Origin of the sequence: Polynucleobacter sp. UK-Gri1-W3, from assembly GCF_018881595.1 — a bacterium.
Classification (GTDB): Bacteria; Pseudomonadota; Gammaproteobacteria; order Burkholderiales; family Burkholderiaceae; genus Polynucleobacter.
Genome location: NZ_JACVQA010000007.1, coordinates 41,998 through 59,461, shown reverse-complemented (window position 1 = coordinate 59,461; position 17,464 = coordinate 41,998). Strand labels below are relative to the sequence as shown.

Annotated in this window: 19 protein-coding genes; 2 read left to right on the top strand and 17 right to left on the bottom strand. The window is 46.5% G+C overall.

What is annotated here, in order from left to right:
* Positions 1 to 6: 6 nt before the first annotated feature.
* From soxX to soxY, 4 genes are read right to left on the bottom strand one after another with little or no spacing between them, the layout of a single operon-like run.
* Positions 7 to 624: a sulfur oxidation c-type cytochrome SoxX gene (gene soxX, locus ICN36_RS07480; RefSeq protein ID WP_255531274.1), complete on the bottom strand. Its 618-nt coding sequence runs from the start codon at positions 622 to 624 to the stop codon at positions 7 to 9.
* An 11-nt stretch (positions 625 to 635) separates the two neighbouring features.
* Positions 636 to 1,448: a sulfur oxidation c-type cytochrome SoxA gene (gene soxA / locus ICN36_RS07475; protein ID WP_216227785.1), complete on the bottom strand. Its 813-nt coding sequence runs from the start codon at positions 1,446 to 1,448 to the stop codon at positions 636 to 638.
* Between the two features lie 7 nt (positions 1,449 to 1,455).
* Positions 1,456 to 1,764 (bottom strand): thiosulfate oxidation carrier complex protein SoxZ, encoded by a 309-nt coding sequence (gene soxZ, locus ICN36_RS07470; RefSeq protein ID WP_216227784.1) that lies wholly within the window; start codon positions 1,762 to 1,764, stop codon positions 1,456 to 1,458.
* A 59-nt stretch (positions 1,765 to 1,823) separates the two neighbouring features.
* A complete protein-coding gene (gene soxY, locus ICN36_RS07465; protein ID WP_216227783.1) occupies positions 1,824 to 2,276 on the bottom strand; it encodes a thiosulfate oxidation carrier protein SoxY in 453 nt (150 codons plus the stop codon).
* Between the two features lie 166 nt (positions 2,277 to 2,442).
* On the opposite strand from soxY, the gene modB reads away from it, so the two are divergent.
* Positions 2,443 to 3,099 (top strand): molybdate ABC transporter permease subunit, encoded by a 657-nt coding sequence (gene modB / locus ICN36_RS07460; RefSeq protein WP_216227782.1) that lies wholly within the window; start codon positions 2,443 to 2,445, stop codon positions 3,097 to 3,099.
* Complete coding sequence (locus tag ICN36_RS07455; protein ID WP_216227781.1) at positions 3,099 to 4,205, top strand: ABC transporter ATP-binding protein; 1,107 nt, start codon at positions 3,099 to 3,101, stop codon at positions 4,203 to 4,205. Before modB ends, ICN36_RS07455 begins: the two co-directional genes overlap by 1 nt.
* 8 nt (positions 4,206 to 4,213) lie before the next feature.
* Here the strand turns inward: ICN36_RS07455 and ICN36_RS07450 are convergent, their stop codons facing one another.
* From ICN36_RS07450 to asd, 13 genes are read right to left on the bottom strand one after another with little or no spacing between them, the layout of a single operon-like run.
* Positions 4,214 to 4,831, bottom strand: coding sequence for a bifunctional 2-polyprenyl-6-hydroxyphenol methylase/3-demethylubiquinol 3-O-methyltransferase UbiG (locus tag ICN36_RS07450; protein WP_216227780.1), 618 nt, complete (start codon positions 4,829 to 4,831; stop codon positions 4,214 to 4,216).
* A gap of 22 nt (positions 4,832 to 4,853) precedes the next feature.
* A complete protein-coding gene (locus ICN36_RS07445) occupies positions 4,854 to 6,062 on the bottom strand; it encodes an O-succinylhomoserine sulfhydrylase (RefSeq protein WP_216227779.1) in 1,209 nt (402 codons plus the stop codon).
* Between the two features lie 60 nt (positions 6,063 to 6,122).
* Positions 6,123 to 7,661 (bottom strand): amidophosphoribosyltransferase, encoded by a 1,539-nt coding sequence (gene purF, locus ICN36_RS07440; protein ID WP_216227778.1) that lies wholly within the window; start codon positions 7,659 to 7,661, stop codon positions 6,123 to 6,125.
* A 4-nt stretch (positions 7,662 to 7,665) separates the two neighbouring features.
* A complete protein-coding gene (locus tag ICN36_RS07435; RefSeq protein ID WP_216227777.1) occupies positions 7,666 to 8,232 on the bottom strand; it encodes a CvpA family protein in 567 nt (188 codons plus the stop codon).
* On the bottom strand, positions 8,232 to 9,038 hold the full coding sequence (locus ICN36_RS07430; RefSeq protein WP_216227776.1) for an SPOR domain-containing protein: 807 nt from the start codon (positions 9,036 to 9,038) through the stop codon (positions 8,232 to 8,234). Before ICN36_RS07430 ends, ICN36_RS07435 begins: the two co-directional genes overlap by 1 nt.
* A 3-nt stretch (positions 9,039 to 9,041) precedes the next feature.
* On the bottom strand, positions 9,042 to 10,367 hold the full coding sequence (gene folC, locus ICN36_RS07425; protein WP_216227775.1) for a bifunctional tetrahydrofolate synthase/dihydrofolate synthase: 1,326 nt from the start codon (positions 10,365 to 10,367) through the stop codon (positions 9,042 to 9,044).
* A 4-nt stretch (positions 10,368 to 10,371) separates the two neighbouring features.
* Complete coding sequence (gene accD, locus ICN36_RS07420; protein WP_216227774.1) at positions 10,372 to 11,259, bottom strand: acetyl-CoA carboxylase, carboxyltransferase subunit beta; 888 nt, start codon at positions 11,257 to 11,259, stop codon at positions 10,372 to 10,374.
* Positions 11,260 to 11,265: 6 nt separating this feature from the next.
* Positions 11,266 to 12,063 carry a tryptophan synthase subunit alpha gene (gene trpA / locus ICN36_RS07415; RefSeq protein ID WP_216227773.1) on the bottom strand — a complete coding sequence of 266 codons (798 nt, stop codon included), beginning with the start codon at positions 12,061 to 12,063 and terminating at the stop codon, positions 11,266 to 11,268.
* Positions 12,064 to 12,072: 9 nt separating this feature from the next.
* Complete coding sequence (trpB, locus tag ICN36_RS07410; protein ID WP_216227772.1) at positions 12,073 to 13,266, bottom strand: tryptophan synthase subunit beta; 1,194 nt, start codon at positions 13,264 to 13,266, stop codon at positions 12,073 to 12,075.
* A gap of 30 nt (positions 13,267 to 13,296) precedes the next feature.
* Positions 13,297 to 13,974, bottom strand: coding sequence for a phosphoribosylanthranilate isomerase (locus tag ICN36_RS07405; RefSeq protein ID WP_216227771.1), 678 nt, complete (start codon positions 13,972 to 13,974; stop codon positions 13,297 to 13,299).
* Between the two features lie 26 nt (positions 13,975 to 14,000).
* Entirely contained in the window at positions 14,001 to 14,879 is an 879-nt protein-coding gene (gene truA / locus ICN36_RS07400) for a tRNA pseudouridine(38-40) synthase TruA (RefSeq protein WP_216227845.1), read from the bottom strand.
* On the bottom strand, positions 14,880 to 16,265 hold the full coding sequence (locus ICN36_RS07395) for a FimV/HubP family polar landmark protein (protein WP_216227770.1): 1,386 nt from the start codon (positions 16,263 to 16,265) through the stop codon (positions 14,880 to 14,882).
* Between the two features lie 10 nt (positions 16,266 to 16,275).
* Entirely contained in the window at positions 16,276 to 17,433 is a 1,158-nt protein-coding gene (asd, locus tag ICN36_RS07390; protein WP_216227769.1) for an aspartate-semialdehyde dehydrogenase, read from the bottom strand.
* Positions 17,434 to 17,464: the final 31 nt, after the last annotated feature.

Genomic DNA, 17,464 nt, shown 5'->3' with positions numbered 1-17,464 from the left:
GACCTGTTATTGATTAACAGGAGACTGAGGATCTAAGAGCAAGGCCATTACATCTTGCATTTGCTCTTGCGTTAACAATTTGAAATGCCCAAAGCGCGGCATATTACTGCAAGCGTTATATGCTTTTGAATTGTTAATGCGATTCCAGGTATAAACCAATACCTCTTTGGAGTAGCCGCGATCTTTACCGTAATTCCAAAGACTTGGGCCCAAATTACCGTAAGAGATTTCTTTTTTATTGATCTCATGACAGTTATAACATCCGCCACCATTCACGGTATCCGGCTTATCACTCCAGGTTGCACCGCGGCCACTTTGGGCAATCGCCTCACCATTCTTCCAATCTCCAATATATTTACCATCGGTAGGCTGAATAATTGAGGCCATATTCATCTTCTGGATTTCAATAGCCTTAGCAGCACCCTGCTTTGTGTTTACTAGCTTAGGATCAGAGCAAAACTTTTGCGTTTCATCTTGCTTGATCCGATCTAAACCAGCAATACCTTCAGCCCTAAAGCCTTCAGAAATCATTTTCTGGAACTTTGCATCCAAACCAGATTGGGCAAAGGCAGCACAAGAGAGCGTAGTGAGAAACGTAGCTGACAGCAGTAATTTTATTTTCATAGTCATTGGCCTTAACGTTTCAAGCCGGGAGTTTGCATCGTGCCACCATTCGCATTAACTGCCATGTACATTGATACTGCTGTTAATAGATCTGAGCCGTAAATTGGGAATGGAAAGCGCTGCTGGCGGTAACAATCATTTAAGCGTAAGCCCATAGTCCAAAATTGACCGCTAGAAACGCGGTACGCAGGCCAAGAGCCCCATCCAGCGGCTGCACCAGCTTGCGTCGTTAAATTAGGAAGATCTTGCAATCGAATTCTCTTGCCATTTGATCCATGGCAGGTTGCACAGGAGAAGTCCATTGGACCACCCTCATAATAAAAAGCACGCTTACCTAATTCATAAGCTTCTTTTTCTTTTGGATGCTGCGTACTGACTTTGATCTTTTGATCTTTGGATGCAGTAACAACATACGCAACCAACGCATCCATATCCTTCTTTAAACCTTTTTGAAATGGTGCGTCCACAATCTCTTGTGCTGAAATACCTTGCAAAGTAGACATGCAAGTGATCAAACGAGACTCCAAATCTTGCACTTTATTGGTATCGGCAAAATATCTCGGCAACTGTGCTGCAGCGCCCTTTATAACTCCGGGGCCAAGCCCTAGGTTACATTTTTCAAGTGTGGCATTTTTAGGCCCTGCAGGCTTCATCCATAATTCAGCGCCAGCATCCTCATAGAGCTCTGAAGGATTGCCATCAGCAATCATTTGACGATATTTAGCAATTTCATCTGCAGTTGATTGAGCAAAACCGGTTGAGGCAAAAAAGAATGCCCCACCTGCTAGAAGCAACCCAAACACAGGGCTTAGTTTTTTTCTCATGATCTATTTAAGAAACAGTGGCTTCATCACTACGTTTATCACCCTTAGTGTCGACCCAGCTCACAACCAATTTATCGCCCTTGGAGCCTTTGTACTTAAAGTTCAAGAACGGGTCTTTAGAAATAGCTGAGCCAAAGTCTGCGGAGAAGACTTCTTTACCCTGAGCCTTAACCGATACTGTAGAAATAAACCATGCTGGAATTAATTTGCCGGAAGCATCTTTGCGTTGACCGGATTCCATGTCATGCTTCATCAAAATTTTGACATCCACAATTCCATTTGATTCGGCTGCCCGAATGCGCATTGGATCACCCATCGTATTTCCTTTACTTTTTTTATCTATTTAAATGATTCTGTATTTATGCGAGGAACTTATTAGCCGCCGCATCCACCTAGAGTCACTTTGATTTCCTTAACTGCCATCAACCACTTTCCATCCGCCTTTACTAATGCATAGACATTTGAGGTTTGGGCCATCTTAATTCGAGTGGTCACCATTGGCTCCGTGCCGGCAGGAATAAAAAATTGAGCGGCTAGTGGGCTTGGATTTTTCTCAACCAAGATTGCTAACTGAGCCCCCTTTAAGTTGGTGGTGATACCGACAGGAACTACTGCGCCGTTTTCCGCAATATCAGGCGCATTAATAACAACTGCACCTGACTTATCTGGAGTGCTGGTTCCCAAAGCCTTAAATACATCTTCAAGACTCTTACCCTCAAACGCTGCCTTATTCCACTCTTCCGCTTGTGCGGAGGTGATTAAGCCTGCAGAGGCCATAAGGCCAAATACCGTCGAATATTGCAATAAGTCGCGACGCTGCTGATTCATATCCATCCTTTTGAAAACCCTCATTCTGGGTCATTAAAAATTGCCACAAACCTCTACTTTAAAGGGGATTGCTCAATCTGTAGCAAACCAGAATCGCCAATAGTTTGATTTACTCCAAGATAGGTGAAAATGGGGGTAATTATTCACCTTAAGGCAACCTCAATAGATGTTTGATTTAGAGGCTCTATTCCTCTCGCTAAAGCTAGCCATTTGGACGCTGGTCCTGATACTCCCTTTTGGAGTCTTGGTGGCACATTCCCTTCAAAGCATGGGTAAAGGTCGGTCCTGGATTGAGGCTGTCTTGGCCTTGCCTCTAGTGCTCCCCCCCACCGTTCTGGGTTACTACCTTCTGGTTGGCCTAGGTGGAAAAAGCTTCTTTGGCATCCCATTGGTGTTTTCGTTTGCCGGAATTCTGATCGCCTCTCTTATTGTGAATTTGCCCTTTGCGATTCAACCCATCCAAAGAGCCTTTGAGGCGATTAATCCTGAAATCCTTGAGGCAGCCCAAGTAAGTGGTCTCTCTAAGTGGCAAATCTTTCGCTTAATTGAGCTACCGCTCGCTTGGCGTGGAATTACCAGTGCTGCTGTACTGACTTTTGCGCATACCTTGGGTGAGTTTGGAGTCATCCTGATGGTTGGTGGCGCCATTCCAGGTGAAACCAAAACAGTATCAATTTCGATCTACGACAAGGTGCAAAGTTTTGATAGCTCTGGAGCTGGCGCCCTATCGCTCTTCCTGCTAGGCACATCATTGGTTGCAATTGCACTGTCCTATGGCATATTTGGGCGCAATCCGGCGCACTCTAAAAAGTGGAGAGGCTAATGCTCAAAGTCAGACTCTCCCAAGTATCTCCAAATCCATTACAACTCAATATTGAATGTATTCCTGGGGAGTTGCATGCCTTGGTGGGCCCCTCTGGGAGCGGTAAGACAACTACTTTGCGTACTATTGCCGGCTTAAATAATGCCGAGATTGGAAAAATTGAGTGTGATGGCCAATTGTGGTTCGAAGCGAATGAAGTAAGTGGCATCACCACCGCTTTGGGGTCGGCAGAACGCTCATGCGGATTCCTATTTCAACAATATGCACTCTTTCCGCACTTAACTGCCCTTGAGAATGTATGCATACCGCTATACAACTCAGAACCATTAGTTACGGAGCGTAAGACTAAAGCACAGCAATGGTTAAATCGCATGGGCATTGGAGAGTTAGCCAACCGTATGCCAAACCAACTTTCCGGCGGACAACAACAACGAGTTGCCCTTGCCAGAGCGTTGGCGCGATCACCAAAAATACTATTGCTTGATGAGCCCTTCTCTGCAATTGATGCACCTACTCGCCAAAGCCTTTATAAGACCTTGGCTGATCTTCGCAAAGATTTAAATATACCCATCCTGTTGGTTACTCATGATTTACGAGAGGCGGATTTATTGGCTGATCGTATCACCGTAATAGATCAAGGCGTAGGACTTCAGACTGCTCCTCCACAAGTATTATTCGATAGGCCGAGAAACTCACGGGTTGCAGAACTGGTCGGCATTAGCAATAAGTTTGAAGGCGTCTTTACTGCAGGAAAGTTAAGCTGGGATGGCAGTCAACGCATCTTTGATGTAGCTGATAAAGGCAAGATCCCACCAAATACTCCTGTTGCTTGGGTTATTCCAGCGCAAGGGTTAAGCCTGCACCTCAGCTCCAGCACAGGCACTATCGCAGTGACTGTTGAACAAATAAGCGCCTTAGGTCAGATAGCTGTAATTCAGCTGCGTACGCTTGATGGTGGGCATGCGATTACTTGGGAGGCCTCGGTTGCAGAGGTTAAACGACTTTGCTTGGATGTGGGCAAAAATACAAATCTTGAAATTGATGGCAGCAAGATTCACATCATGCCATTGCGCCCAATCAATGATCCTCGTCGCTTTACAAAATAAGAAATCAATTACTTTCTAGCAACGAGTCCCAATATCGCAGACATACCGGTATGTCTTGGACCCTCAGAGAGTTCTTTCTCGTAAATAACGAGCTCAAGCACTTCAAAGTCTTTGACAAGATCTCTGATCAACTCTTCTGTATAGAGATGTTCAACGAGCGATGGCCCACCAGTTTTATATTGAAGTTGTTTGGGTGTGTAGCCCTGCAGAATAAAGAGGCCGCCCGACTTTAATGTTTTATAAGTCTGTTCAAAGATTCTGGCGCGCATTGCTGGATCAGCAAACTGAATAAAGATGCCAATGACAGCGTCATATGTATTTGCTTGCCAAGCATAGCTATCTGTATCCGAGAAAGAGTAATCAACCTCTACTTGATTGTCTTTGGCAAACTGCTTTGCCTTGGCCAGAGCGATATCCGAAGCATCAAATCCAACGACTTGCATGCCTTGCTTAGCCAGCCACACGCCATTGCGCCCCTCACCATCAGCAATACACAGGACCTTGTCTTTGGGTTTTAAGTATTGATGCGTCTTTTCAACGAGATATTCATTTGGCTCTTTGCCAAAGATGAACTCTTCCTTGTCGAAGCGTTCGTTCCAGAACTGGGTGGCATCCGCGAAACTCATTGACCTATCCTGATGAACTTGATTATTTTTTGAGTCCACCAACAAGATCATTCTTTAAGTCGTTGATGTTTTCAAGTCCAACTGCAATACGCACCAAGCCATCGGTAATGCCAGCAGCTTTACGAGCTTCAGGCGTCACGCGGCAATGTGTTGTTGTTGCAGGATGCGTAATCGTTGTGCGGGTATCGCCCAGGTTTGCTGTAATCGAACAAAGCTTAGTCTGATTAATGAGCTTGAACGCAGCCCTCTTGCCACCCTTTAAGGTGAAAGAGACAATCGCACCGCCTGCTTTTTGCTGACGCATTGCCAACGTATGTTGGGGATGTGATTTCAGGCCTGGATGATAAACGCGCTCCACTCCTGATTGCTTTTCTAACCACTGGGCTAAGTCAAGTGCATTTTGACTCTGCTGCTTCATGCGAAGCTCTAGAGTCTCTAAGCCTTTTAAGAATACCCAAGCATTAAATGCAGAGAGTGTTGGTCCTGCGGTACGTACATATGGGAATACTTTGCCCATGATGAAATCATTGCTACCAACAATTGCTCCACCAACCATTCTGCCCTGTCCATCTAAGTACTTAGTGGCCGAATGAATAACAACATCAGCACCAAGCGCCAATGGTTTTTGTAGTGCCGGTGTGCAGAAACAGTTATCAACTGCAAATAAGGCACCTGCCTTCTTTGCAATCTTTGAAATCGCTTTGATATCTGCAATCTCAGTTAAAGGATTCGAAGGTGTCTCTAAATAGAACAGCTTAGTATTTGGCTGAACAGCAGCCTTCCATGACTTGGTATCTGCCAAATCTGCATACGTTGTTGTGATTCCAAAACGTCCCAAGATATTAGTGAACAACTGAATCGTTGCCCCAAATACCGAACGCGAACAAATAACGTGATCGCCTGCTTGTAAATGCGCCATTGCCATTGTGAGAATCGCAGACATTCCAGAAGCAGTTGCGATACAAGCCTCACCGCCCTCTAAGGCAGCCAAGCGATCTTGGAACATGCTTACAGTAGGATTGGTAAAGCGTGAATAGATAAAGCCTTGATCAGCATGAGCAAAGCCATCTGCAGCCAGCTCTGCACTATCAAAGCAGAAGCTGGAAGTTAAGAACATCGCCTCTGAATGCTCTTGATACTCAGCTGTGCGACGAGTGCCGGCGCGGACAGCCAAGGTCTCAAGCGCTAGCTTAGAAAAATCCGGTTTTTTGCGAGTAGTTTTGCTCTTCATCCTGCTATTTTGACACCGAAATGTGAATTTGCCTCGGGTGAGGCAAATTCCTGTCGCTTTTTAGTCTTCGGTAGCCAAATGCAGGTGGAGCTGTGAACGAGCGAAGTCGCTCGAATCCTTTTGGCGATCTGCTTTAGCGGCTGAGGTATTTCTGGCAGCCTCCAGGGCATCGAGATATGACTCGGTGATATCACCGGTGATATAGAAGCCATCAAAGCAAGAAGCCTCAAAGTTCTTAATGTCAGGGTTTACGTCTCTGACTGCCTGCTTCATATCTTCAATACTTTGATAGATCAACTGATCGGCACCAATCATCTTGTTGATTTCTTCATCGGTACGACCATAGGCAACCAATTCACTACGCGTTGGCATGTCTATACCGTAGACATTCGGGAAGCGAACTGGCGGCGCAGCAGAAGCAAAAATCACTTTCTTAGCACCAGATTCGCGTGCCATCTGCACGATCTCAAAAGAGGTGGTGCCACGAACAATAGAGTCATCCACAATCAATACGGTCTTGTCTTTAAACTCAATACGCATGGCATTGAGTTTTTGGCGCACAGACTTCTTACGCACAGCCTGCCCTGGCATTATGAAGGTGCGACCGATGTAACGATTCTTAAAGAAACCTTCGCGGTAATCAACGCCTAACTTCTTTGCCACCTGCATTGCTGCCGGACGGCTTGAGTCTGGAATTGGCATTACTACATCGATCTCAGAAACATCAGTCTCCTTGCGGATCTTTTCAGCCAAATAATCGCCCATCCGCATACGAACGTTGTAGACAGTGACACCATCAATTGTGGAATCTGGTCTTGCCATGTAAACATATTCAAAAATACAAGGCGTTAATACTGCATTAGGCACACATTGACGTGAATAGAAATTACCATCCAAGTCAATATAGATTACCTCACCTGGGTTCACATCGCGCACGAATGTAAATCCGAGACCTTCAAGCGCTACAGACTCAGACGCAATCATCCATTCAGGGCCTTGAGGCGTATCGATACGTCCAATACAAAGAGGACGGATGCCGTACTGGTCACGGAAGGCCAATAAGCCATAACCTGCAATCAAAGAAACTACCGCATAAGAACCTTTAACCCGATTGGTTACGCCAGTAACAGCATTAAACATCGCACCCTCATCAAGAGCTGCGCTATTGGTTTCTTTTTGAAGCTCGTCAGCCAAAACGTTGAGTAATACTTCAGTGTCTGAGCTGGTATTAATATGGCGACGATCACGATAGGCCATTTCAACACGCAGACTTGGTGCGTTGGTCAGGTTACCGTTATGCGCCAAGATAATGCCGTAAGGTGCGCTGACATAAAACGGTTGCGCCTCTTCTTCGCTGCTTGCAGAGCCTGCAGTTGGATAGCGCACTTGGCCAATACCAGCGCTACCAACCAAGCTACGCATATTGCGAGTTCTAAAGACGTCTCTAACTAGGCCATTGGCTTTATGCATCGTGAACGAATTACCATTCATCGTTGCAATGCCTGCCGCATCCTGACCACGATGTTGCAAAAGCAACAAAGCATCATAGAGAAGTTGATTTACTGGTGAGTGAGAAACAGTTCCGACGACGCCGCACATATTTCTAGATTCCTATTGTTATTTTAGGAGTAATGGTAGGGGTAACCTTAGGCATAGCATCACCCAATTGCTTAGCCCAGTCGCTTGGCAACCAGCCTTTAATTAAACCGGTTGCCATATCAATTGCTGGTCTGGTAATAGCATTTTTCCAGGCCATACTTTCTGGGATAGGGGTGAGTGCAGCTAAGGTAGCAAGGACCACAACAATCAAGCCACCACGAATCACACCGAATACCAAACCCAAGAAACGGTCAGTCAAACTAAGACCAACTGACAAAATAATTTTTTGCACCACCCCACCAAATAAACCGCAGATGACGAGGGTTAAAACAAACAAAATGATGAAGCTCAAACCTAGACTGAGTAACTCATCCAGATGAAATGTCGACAACCACTCGACTGAAAGGTAATTGCTGTAGTGATAAGCAACCCATGCTGCTGCGAACCAAGAGGCCAAAGCAAGCACTTCCTTAAACAAGCCGCGCGAGATACCGACTAAAGCAGAAACCAAGAGCACAACTAGGGTGAAGTAATCCACCGATGTTAGCTTGAGGGTGGATAAAAACTCCATTACTGCTTACCGGTTTCGACGAGTCTTGGTGAAAGACCCATCGCCTTAATTTTCTTTTCCGCCGCTTCTGCGGTGTCTTTATCGGTGTATGGACCTGCACGTAATACATACAACTTTGCACCATCAGCACCAGTCTTATTTAAGACGTAGTTTGGAATCTTTTGATCTTTGAGCTTTGCAATCCAACCTTTAGCTCTGTCTTCAGAAGCAAAAGCACCTATCTGAATAACGTACTTACCTGATCCATTTGAGGCTGCAGGTTTGCTTACATCATCCGCTTTAGGTTTTGTCTCGGTCTTGGTACTTGCAGTAGCAACCACCTCTTCGCCCGCCGCCAATCCCAATGTTCCGGATTTATTTACTGCAGGTACTGTTGGCTTAGTTTCCGCCTTAGCGTCTGCTTTTGCCTCTGGCTTTACTTCGGGAGTAGCTGCAATCTTAGGAACTTCTTTTGCTGGCTCTGCAACAACTTCAGCCTTAGGTTTCTCATCAGGTTTTGCTTCAGTTCCTGGAATTGGCAAGCTCGTCACAATGTTGACGGCAATATCGTTAGGCGATAACTTTGGTTTGTTATCCAAAATACGGGGTAAGCCAACAACTGCAATCAACACCAAAACGGCTGCACCGATAAGGCGGTGACGCGCTCGTTGTTGTTCTGGATCTTCTGTGAGGGCAAGTTCTTCGGCTTCTGCTGCGCGCTGAAAACTTCGCGGGGCCGCTCTTTTGGCAGTGCGACCACCCCTTGAACCTAATTCAAGGTCATCAGACTGGGTTTTTCGCTTAAAAAAGCTTGGTAAACGAATCATGGATCAGTGGGCCTGGTTGTTTCGGTAAGTCATTACGCCTGCAACGGTAAAGAAGGATCCGAAGATAACAATTCTATCACCCTCACCCGCTAAAGATAGCGCTTTTTGATACGCTAAAGCGGGTTCTGAGAAGCATTCAATACCCCCATCCGTCCCATTTTTAGGCTTTACGCCCATAGCTTCAAGCTTCTCGGCCAAGACCTTAGCGCTGGCAGCCCTGGGAGTCGGTAAATCTGTGCAAAACCAGAAATCCACAATGTTTAAGAGGGGTTTAATCACCCCCTCGATGTCCTTGTCGGCCATAGCTCCAAAAATGGCATAGGTATAAGGGTGATAACCCATCTTATCGAGCCCTTGAGCCAAAGTAGCAGCGGCATGGGGATTGTGGGCAACATCCAGAACAACAGTAGGCTGACCAGGCAAGACCTGGAAACGGCCTGGCAACTCCACCAAAGCAAAGCCATTGCGAATATCTTGAGCGCTGACTGGTAGACGCTGGTGCAAAGCCATTAAGGCAGCAATAACAGCAGACGCATTCAGAATCTGATTAGCACCGCGCAGTGCTGGATATCCAAGCCCACTAAAGCGTTTTTTGCGCCCTGCCCAACCCCATTGCTGCTTATCACCTTGAAAGTTGTAATCACGCCCTTGCAACCAGAGATCGCAGCCGAGTTTTTCAGCATGCTCAATCAGTGATTGTGGTGGCACAGGATCACCGCAAACGGCAATATGTCCTGGACGGAAAATACCCGCCTTCTCTAAGCCAATCGCCTCGCGTGTCCCACCCAAAAACTCTGCATGATCGATATCGATGCTAGTCACGATGGCACAGTCTGCGTCCACGATGTTGACAGCATCTAATCGACCACCCATACCAACCTCTAGTACAACTGCATCTAGATTCGATTTAGAAAACAAATGCATGATGGCTAAGGTGGTGAACTCAAAGTAGGTTAAGGTCGGTGCATCCACCAAACTTACACGAGCATTTTCTACGGCAGCGAAATGTTCTAACAGGATGTTGTCATTTACATCCTGGCCATTGATACGAGCGCGCTCATTAAACTTAAGAAGGTGTGGAGAGGTGTGACAACCAACGCGGTAACCAGACGCTAAGAGAATACTCTCCAGAAAAGCGCAGGTAGATCCCTTACCGTTCGTACCAGCAACAGTAATCACTGGACAATCAAAATGTAGATCTAATGCCGCCTTCACGCGATTGATGCGCTCAAGCCCCATATCGATACCGACAGGGTGAGCAGTTTCGAGGTGGCTAAGCCAAGCCTCTAGGCTGGTAAATAATGAGGGGGATTGGTGGGCTGAGCTCAAGCGCTTAAACGACTGCGCTACCCGCTATTGCAGGCTCAGGAAGCTTCTGTAACAAAGCAAGTAGATGGGCAATTTCACTACGCATCTGACGACGATCCACAATCATGTCAATGCCGCCCTTTTGCATCAAGAACTCAGATCTTTGGAATCCCTCTGGCAATTTCTCGCGAACAGTTTGCTCAATCACGCGAGGACCTGCAAAACCAATTAAGGCTTTTGGCTCAGCCATCACTACATCACCCATAAATGCAAAGCTAGCAGAAATACCGCCCATTGTTGGGTCAGTGAGAACGCTGATGTATGGCAAACCTTTTTTAGCCAACAAGGTCAACATCGAGTTGGTTTTGGCCATCTGAAAAAGGGATAGCAAACTTTCTTGCATACGAGCACCGCCAGTAGCTGTGACGCAGATGAAAGCGCACTTCTTATGAATTGCTTCCTGAACACCGCGGGCAAAACGCTCGCCCACTACAGAGCCCATAGAGCCACCCATATATTGGAATTCAAAACAAGCGGCCACTACAGGAATGGCTTCAATTTTGCCAACCATCACAATCAAGGCTTCAGACTCACCAGAAGCATCGTTCGCTTCTTTAATGCGATCTGTATATTTTTTAGAGTCTTTAAATTTGAGAGGATCTATTGGATAGATATCGGCACCGATTTCGTAGCGACCTTTTTCATCTAACAAGCTGTCTAAGCGCAGACGTGCTCCGATACGCATGTGATGACTGCATTTTGGACATACAGATAAATTTGCTTCAATGTCAGTGCTGTATAGAACAGTTTCACAACTGGGGCACTTGACCCACAATCCCTCAGGTACTGACTTGCGATTTGCAGGATCAGTGTGTTGAATTTGGGGTGGGAGTAATTTATCTATCCAGCTCATTAGTTTCTAACTATCCAATGCGTCGCGAATCTCACGAATGAAGGTTTCCAGTGATTGTACTGCCTGCCCAGGGGGTGCATCTTCTAAAAGACGAATAATTCGGCTACCAATCACAACGGCATCAGCACTCACCGATACCGCCTTGGCGCTAGCTGCATCGCTGATTCCAAAGCCAACAGCGATAGGAATGTCGGTCTCTTCACGAATTTTCGGGATGATGCTGGCCACATCCTGAGTATTGAGATTAGAAGAACCAGTAACCCCTCTCATAGAGACGTAATATAGATAACCAGAAGCAATTTTGGCTGCTTCTTTAATGCGCTCATGTGATGAAGTCGGCGCTAACAAGAAAATCGGGTCAATACCAGCAGCGCGCATACGAGCTGCAAAGTCGACACACTCTTCTGGTGGGTAATCGACCACGAGAACACCATCAACGCCAGCAACCTTCGCTTCCGCTGCAAAATGCTCCGCCCCCATTTGTTCAACTGGGTTTGCATAGCCCATCAGAACAACCGGTGTATTGACGTCGCTCTTACGAAACTCTTTCACCATCTCTAAACAACCGCGCAAAGTGACGCCTTGAGTCAATGCGCGCTCCGATGATCTCTGGATCACTGGACCATCAGCCATTGGATCTGAAAATGGCACGCCTAATTCAATCACGCTTGAGCCGCCACGCACTAAAGCATGCATCAATTCAACGGTTTGCTTAGGATCTGGATCTCCAGCAGTAATAAAAGGAATCAATCCTTTTTTGCCTGTTGCTTTTAGCTCCTTAAAGAGCGTAGTTATTTTCGACATATCTAATTCTTAACCTTCTGATCCTGTTGCCTGTGCAACGGTATGCATATCTTTATCACCACGACCCGAGAGGTTTACCAAGATCGTCTTGTCTTTTGGCAAAGTCTTGGCCAACTTACAGGCATAGGCAATCGCATGCGAGGACTCTAGGGCTGGAATGATGCCTTCAATCTGACAGCAATCATGAAATGCTTGAAGCGCCTCTTCATCCGTAATCGCCACATAATCTGCACGACCAGAATCTTTCAACCAAGCATGCTCAGGCCCAACTCCTGGGTAGTCCATGCCAGCAGAAACCGAATGTGTCTCAGAAATTTGGCCATTCTTGTCTTGCAATAAATAAGTACGGTTGCCATGCAACACGCCGGGCGTACCAACGCAAAGTGCTGCCGAATGCAAACCACTTCCCAAACCATGTCCTGCAGCCTCAACACCAACGAGCTTCACTTCTGGAAAATCAATATACGGATAAAAAATACCCATGGCATTTGAACCACCGCCAACGCAAGCTAAAACATAGTCTGGTTGACGACCAGTCATCTCTGGCATCTGTACCTTGCACTCTTCACCAATCACGCTTTGGAAATCTCTCACCATCATTGGGTAAGGATGAGGGCCGGCAACAGTACCAATGATGTAGAAAGTGTTGTCTACGTTAGTAACCCAATCGCGCATTGCTTCGTTCAGCGCATCTTTTAAAGTCTTAGTGCCAGACTCGACTGGAACTACTTTGGCACCAAGTAATTTCATGCGAAATACATTTTGTGCCTGACGAGCCACATCAACAGATCCTTGATATACCGTGCAATCCAAGCCAAAACGGGCACAGATAGTTGCTGTAGCAACACCATGTTGACCAGCGCCTGTTTCAGCAATGATGCGGGGCTTGCCCATGCGTTTAGCCAACATTGCTTGGCCAATGACGTTATTAATTTTGTGTGCGCCAGTGTGATTTAAATCTTCACGCTTGAGGTAGATCTGCGCACCACCTAGCATTTCGCTCCAACGCTTAGCGTGATACACCGGCGAAGGTCTGCCTACAAAGTGTTTCAGCTCGTAATGAAACTCTTCAATGAATTCTGGATCGAATTGATATTTTGCATATGCTTCTTTGAGTTCATCTAAGGCAAACATCAATGTCTCAGAAACAAACACGCCACCGTATGGACCGAAGTGTCCTCGTGCATCTGGCTTGTCGTACATAGCTACCTCTTTTGATTTATTTACAGCAAATTATTGGGATGATGCTTTGGCATCTGCTGCGCGCACTGCTTTTACAAACTCAGTCATGAGCGCAGGGTCTTTAACACCCCTGCTGCTTTCTACGCCACTACTGACGTCAACCGCGCAAGGATGCAGACGAGCGATCGCCTCGCCCACGTTGTGCGTGTTCAATCCACCACTCAAAACGACCCGAGGCGCGTTTTCGCTTACCCATGTCTGTGGAATCCCTTGCCAATCAAAAGGAACGCCCCCACCACCGTATCCCTCGACGAGGGCATCCAGCAGAAAAGCGTTTGCATCCCCATATTGTAGGGAAAAATCATCGAAAGCGAAGTCATCACCTACACGGGCAGCTTTCATCCAAGGCTCCCCTGCAGCGAGCTCTGCACAACGCTCCGGGGTCTCATCACCATGAAATTGCCATAAAGTGATTGAAGCGGCAGCTCGAATAGCGGCAAATTCCTCATCTGTAGGGTTAACGACCAGCCCAACGGCATCTACCCCTGCTGGAAGCCTGGAAATGAGCTGGGCAGCGATATTAGGGCTTACAGCACGCACGCTTGGTGGGTAAAAGACAAAGCCAACCGCGTCCACCCCTGCAGAAACAGCAAAATCCACATCTGCTGCAGTCTTTAAACCACAGATTTTGACCCTAGTTCGGCCAGAAGAGTATGTTAATAAGCCCATAAATGAATGATAAGGCCTGGGGCCTATTATTTCTTTTGCTCTTTCTGTTGTTCTTGGCTTTCTTCTTGCTTTTGCTTCCCGATGACCCGGGCTGGCAGCCAGGAGTTTTCCAGCCAAGGTTGTGGGATAGCAAATTCATCTGGGTAAGTAATCTTGGCTAAATACAAGCCATCAGCCATAAAGGTGGGCGCAGCAATTTTCCTATTCTTGGCTGACAAGACTTCCGCCATCCATTCTGGCTTTTGTCTACCTTGGCCGATCTGCAAAAAGCAACCGACCACATTGCGAATCATGTGATGCAAAAAAGCATTGCCTCGAATCCGAAAATACAGCCATGGTTGCTCAGAAATAATCTCAATGGAGTAAATGGTTTTTACAGGGGTTTTGCTCTGACACTCAGATGATCTGAATGAACTGAAATCATGTTTGCCAATTAAATACTCGGCTGATTTTTTCATGGACTCAACATCAAGCCATTGATTTGGCGGCAGCATTAAATAACCTGCACGTGAATGCGACATCGGGGAGCGACAAGGGCCTGCTTGTAAGGCGTAAATATATTCACGCTCATATGCAGAAAAACGCGCACTGAACTCATCTGAAACTGTCTTTGCCCAATTAATGACAATCGAGGTAGGCAGGAATGTATTTACCCCCCTTACCCATGAAAAATCTTCGCGCTCTACATTAGTATCAAAGTGCACTACCTGCCCTAACGCATGAACTCCAGTATCGGTTCTGCCAGCTGTAATGGTATGGATGGGGCATTGCGCGATAGATTGCTCGCCAACAAAAGCAGAAATCGCTTTTTCTAATTCATCTTGTACTGTGTTGTGATTGACCTGGGTTTGCCAGCCGGAATAAGGACTACCATCGTACTGAAGACCAAGAGCTATGCGCATGATCTAGGTATTGCGATGCGAAATCTCTGCCAGCAAGCCCTGCGCTTCAATGGTAATTGCTGGATCAACAGAATTACTTACACGCAATACTTCTTCAATTGACTTTTTAGCTGCAGAAAAATCTTCAATCGTGATGTAAGCGCGCGCTAAATTCAATTTCACTCGCAAGGTATCTGCCAGGGGGTTTGATACCGGAGCAGTTGTGGTTGCGAGAACTTCTTTTACAGGCTTTGTAAGATCGAGGTCAATTCCTTCGAATAATGCCTTGGCACGTGCCGGCATTTCAAAAGGAGATCCAGGTGCAGTCTTTTCATCTTTGGGAGCTTGATGGGTATCCGCGTGAAAGCTTGGCATCTCTGAGCGTCGAGCATTGCGAGCCAATCCCCAGAGCAATACACCAGTCAAAGCAATCAAGGTGAGAGCAAGGATCGCTGGCCCAAAGCCACCTAGGCCAAAGTTGTTATCTACCGCTTTTTTCTCTTTGGATTTATCTAAAAGCTTTTGTAGATCAGCAATATTCTTTTCTAACTCAGCAACGCGAGCTTTTGTTTGCTCCAGCATTTTTTCTTGAGCCACCAACTCTTCTGTATAGCGTCGCTCTTGATCATTGCCTTCAGCGCTCGAACCAATCTTTAGGAGATCCTTAGGCGAAGCTTCGGTAGATTTAGCGTTGGCGGATTTAGAGGGTCCTGTAGCTCCATCCTTATCACCATGATCTTGGCGCCATTGTTCATTCGCATCTGCAACAAACTGATTTGCTTCTGCAGGGCTAATGGAGCGTAGGAGCGCCTGACTTGGTTTTGTTAATTCAGCGCCAGCAGCCAGACGATTAATACTGCCGCTTGCAAACGCATCAGGATTAGCTTTATATAAAGCCATCATGGTTTGATCTAAGGTCGCCCCCTCTAGCTGCGGAGCAATAATGGCGGCAATCTCAGATAAGCTTTGACCAGGCTTTACAGTGATTTTTTGCACATCGCCCAATAGCAATGTAAATGTCTTAGTAAGACTTCCACTCGACCAATGAAGATTCACCAGAATATCTATAAATGGATCATCGGTCATTGGGACAGAATTCACCGTCTCGACCAACACCATGAGTTGCTCTTGGCGATTGCGATAAACCATCGCTTGAGGATTGAGATCGAGAATCTTTTGAGAAATACCTAAGCGCTCGTAAGCTGCTTTATTTGGGATTGCCACATTAAGACTGGATAAATCACTACGCTCATCGGCACCGACTCGAATCGGGATCTCAACGCGTAGAGGTTCTCCGGGACGGGACTGCAGCTGAGGAGCGCCTAAAGTAATCGCTCCAGCGATAGTTGACCAGCCAAGCAAAACAACGCTCAGGAGCTTTAATAAGCTTAGCTGGCTAATGCGAGACATAAAAGTTGAATTACTTCTCAAGCAAGATGCGCAGCATGCGGCGCAATGGCTCAGCAGCACCCCACAAGAGTTGGTCGCCAACTGTGAAAGCACCTAAATATTCTGGGCCCATCGCCATCTTATGCAAGCGGCCAATCGGCACAGTCAATGTGCCACTTACCGCAGCGGGAGATAAATCACGCTCAGTAGTCTCACGATCATTTGGAACCACTTTGACCCACTGATTATCTGCGGCCAAAATCGCCTCGATCTCTTTAAGGGGAATGTCTTTTTTCAACTTAACAGTTAAGCCTTGTGAATGGCAGCGCATCGCACCTACGCGCACACATAAACCATCTACCGGAATGCTGCCAGGAGTACGAAATGCCGGACGACCCAAGATCTTGTTGAACTCAGCTCCACCCTTCCACTCCTCTTTAGTCTGACCGTTCTCAACCGGCACATCAATCCAAGGAATCAAGCTGCCTGCTAACGCTGTGTTGCGGAAATTCTTTTTCGGAAAATCGGCAGAGCGCAATGTCTCAGTCACTTTGCGATCAATATCCAAAATCCATGATGAAGGATCAGCTAATTCAGTTGCCACGCTGTCATGCAATGCACCCATTTGCAAAAGCAACTCGCGCATATTCTGTGCACCAGCACCTGAAGCCGCCTGGTAAGTCATCGCACTGATCCACTCAACCATATCAGCCTTTACTAAGCCACCCATAGCCATCATCATCAAGCTCACAGTGCAATTACTGCCAATCCAGTTCTTGCCACCTGCAGCCAAAGCTTTGTCGATCACCGGACGATTAACCGGATCGAGAATCAATACTGCGTCATCTTTCATGCGCAATGCACTGGCGGCATCAATCCAATGGCCATTCCACCCAGCTGCACGCAGCTTAGGAAAAATATCATTCGTGTAATCGCCACCTTGGCAAGTGAGAATAATGTCGCAGCGTGAGAGCGCCTTAATATCATTGGCGTCCTGCAAAATGCTTTCACTCTTAGTTACTTTTTGACCGTTCAAGAGCGGGACTTCTCCACCTGCTTGACTAGTACTAAAGAAAATGGGCTCGATAAAGTCGAAGTCTTTCTCTGCCAACATTCTCTCCATGAGAACGCTGCCAACCATACCGCGCCAGCCAACTAAACCAACCAAAGGTGTCTTTGAATTTGCCATGATCTTTAACTATCTAGTAAATGTGATTGTT